We start from the raw sequence: 2,125 nt of genomic DNA on the forward strand, positions 1-2,125 counted from the left end.
TTTTTGATATCGTCTGTGATGTTTAGGAGGCCTGTGTAGGCCATTGTTGTTGCATATGCTGCCATGTTGAGTCCTATGAGGCTGGCCCTACATAATCGAAAAAGAGGGTTTAGGATGGAAAGGTACATGGAGGTTACAAAGCCCAATATAAGCCTTCTTAGTACTATCATCTAAACCTTCAAGGTTTACAGTGCTGTTGCCATCCAGGAAAAGGACGAGCCTACTACAAAGGTTATGGCCATTAACCATCGTATTTCATCCTCTCTTTCCTTCAATTTGAATTGGAGCCAGAATAGAAGAGAAAAAATGAACAAGCCTAAAAGGTCTGCTATTGGAATCAAACCATTAAAATGTTTAATTCCAATGGAAAATAAAATAATATCGAGACAAAGAAGGGAATAAAGTATATCGAGCAAAGATTCATAATCCAAGAAAAGACACCTCCTATATCATCTTAGACTATCCATTGGGGTTCGTTTGAGAATTTTAGCTCCACACACAATATAGTTGCCGCGGATTGTATATAGTCTTTGTTTTTCTGGGGGGTCTAGTGGGGTTTCTATTAGGTTATTTTTTGTCTGTCTCTAATCTTTTCATGGCTTTCTTGGCTTCTTCATGATCTGGTTTTGCCTCTAATGCTCTCTTATATGATTCTCCCGCTTCTTCGCGTCTTCCTAGTTTTTCCAGGGTTTGGCCTCGCTTATACCATGCTTCTATGTCTTCTGGGTCTAATTGGGTGACTTTTTCATAGCATTTTAGTGCTTCTTTGTATTTGCCGAGCTTTTGTAGTGTTGTGCCTTTGTTGTTCCATGCTTCTGCAAGTTTGGGATTTATTTTTAGGGCTTTGTTGTATTGTTCCAGAGCTTTTTGGTGTTCTTTGTTTTTGGAAAGCAGGATCCTATGTTGAATAGGTCTTTTTCTGTTTTAAATGGGTAGAATTTGTATATTTTTATGGCCTTTTTATATTCTCCTTTTTCTAACAATTCCAATACAACAATTTTTTCCTTAGTATATATTCTATGAGAAGGAAAATTATGGTTAGTATAAACACAAGAAGAGTGAGCATTTTTAAATCCAATTCAACCACCACTGGCTTCTTTTTCAAGAAGAGCTTTCACAATCTCCTTAAAGCCACTCATTACCCATGAGCCAACAGTTATCCCACCAGCTATAATTTCAACACCATACTTCACAGCACCTACCATATCTCCCTTCTTGAGAGAGTCCCAGAACTTCCCATACCTTTCAAGGAAAAATCCACGGAGATCTCCTCGCCTCCCATCCGACCCGATCAAGCCCCCCGGATTTAAACTATTCTTAACCTCCTTTATTATCTCATCCAACTCCTTACTAGGATCCTTTATCTTCTTTAAAAGTAATTCAAAGTATGTAGTATCCAAATATAACCAGTACAAAGGTTATGGCTGTCATCCATCTTATTTCATCCTTTCTTTCCTTCAACTCATCGTAGTCGTAGTATAACACTAAAGACAAAAGAATAAAGAAAGCTAAAAACCATGCTATTGGTACCAAAACACGAAATATCTTAAACCCAACAAAATATAAAGAAATATCAAGACAAATAAGAAAATAAAACTTATCGAGCAATCCATAATCCAATAAGATCCCCTCCACTTAGATATATACTGCCTCATCCCATCTTAAAGTACCATCAGGGTTCTTTGGTATTTCAATATAGTGTATACAATGATCCTCACCAACATAACTTTTCAACTCATAACCATCGAACCATGAATGATGATACGCTATATACTTCCAATATTCTTGGGGAAGATAATGATCTCTAAATCTAAGTATGCCCTCACCTATCATTATACAATATCCAATTGGCTCAAGTATTACACGGCCACTCCCTGATAACACGCGTCCCAAAACAATAAGTAAAGGACCATGTAAAAAACCAATGTCCTCTGGAATGTATGTTTGGTGTTCTATGATGAATTTTTTGATATCGTCTGTGATGTTTAGGAGGCCTGTGTAGGCTATTATTGTTGCATATGCTGCCATGTTGAGTCCTATAAATCCCTCCACAAGAGCATAATTGAGGATATCAACAAAAGCCATCGGACCTTCCAAGGCAATGTACATGGAGATTACAAGGCCA

The 2,125-nt window shown here is 37.5% G+C and carries 5 protein-coding genes; all 5 read right to left on the reverse strand.

From position 1 onward, the window contains the following. Positions 1-185: 185 nt before the first annotated feature. Complete coding sequence (locus tag DPC56_RS08450) at positions 186-341, reverse strand: hypothetical protein (RefSeq protein ID WP_245924002.1); 156 nt, start codon at positions 339-341, stop codon at positions 186-188. A 226-nt stretch (positions 342-567) separates the two neighbouring features. After that, positions 568-909, reverse strand: coding sequence for a tetratricopeptide repeat protein (locus tag DPC56_RS08540; RefSeq protein ID WP_112094561.1), 342 nt, complete (start codon positions 907-909; stop codon positions 568-570). Continuing rightward, positions 837-989, reverse strand: coding sequence for a hypothetical protein (locus tag DPC56_RS08270; protein WP_181454434.1), 153 nt, complete (start codon positions 987-989; stop codon positions 837-839). The genes DPC56_RS08540 and DPC56_RS08270 overlap by 73 nt, the downstream gene beginning before the upstream one ends. A gap of 90 nt (positions 990-1,079) precedes the next feature. Next, complete coding sequence (locus DPC56_RS08095; RefSeq protein WP_146737629.1) at positions 1,080-1,343, reverse strand: hypothetical protein; 264 nt, start codon at positions 1,341-1,343, stop codon at positions 1,080-1,082. Positions 1,344-1,635: 292 nt separating this feature from the next. Continuing rightward, positions 1,636-2,028 carry a hypothetical protein gene (locus DPC56_RS08105; RefSeq protein WP_112094562.1) on the reverse strand — a complete coding sequence of 131 codons (393 nt, stop codon included), beginning with the start codon at positions 2,026-2,028 and terminating at the stop codon, positions 1,636-1,638. Between the last annotated feature and the right edge of the window lie 97 nt (positions 2,029-2,125).

The sequence above is a fragment of the Methanothermobacter tenebrarum genome, from assembly GCF_003264935.1.
Classification (GTDB): domain Archaea; phylum Methanobacteriota; class Methanobacteria; order Methanobacteriales; family DSM-23052; genus Methanothermobacter_A; species Methanothermobacter_A tenebrarum_A.

What these genes read in the sequence shown, in the direction of transcription:
- DPC56_RS08105 (WP_112094562.1), bottom strand. Translation starts at nt 2,028, where the DNA reads ATGGCAGCATATGCAACAATAATAGCCTACACAGGCCTCCTAAACATC.